Origin of the sequence: Lactiplantibacillus sp. ME-2 (genome assembly GCF_022549155.1) — a bacterium.
Taxonomy (GTDB): Bacteria; Bacillota; Bacilli; order Lactobacillales; family Lactobacillaceae; genus Lactiplantibacillus; species Lactiplantibacillus plantarum.
The window spans coordinates 1-244 of record NZ_JAKZEQ010000158.1 but is presented as its reverse complement, the minus strand read 5'-3'; the positions used below and the strand labels follow the sequence as shown (position 1 = coordinate 244).

Below are 244 nucleotides of genomic sequence, written 5' to 3'. Positions count from 1 at the left end.
GGTTTCATTATGAAAAAATATATTTGATATTATCTAGTTTTCAAAGAACAAGTTTCAATGACGACTAACGTCGTCAATGGAGAATAGCGGGATCGAACCGCTGACCCCCTGCTTGCAAAGCAGGTGCTCTCCCAGCTGAGCTAATTCCCCATGAGGTATTCAACTTATGGAACCAACTGGTTCGGTTCCAATGGGCCTAAATGGACTTGAACCATCGACCTCACGCTTATCAGGCGTGCGCTCT

1 tRNA gene is annotated in these 244 nt (G+C 45.1%); it reads right to left on the bottom strand.

Annotated features, from left to right (window positions below):
* Positions 1-77: 77 nt before the first annotated feature.
* Positions 78-150 (bottom strand) — tRNA-Ala (locus MMY95_RS15795).
* Positions 151-244: the final 94 nt, after the last annotated feature.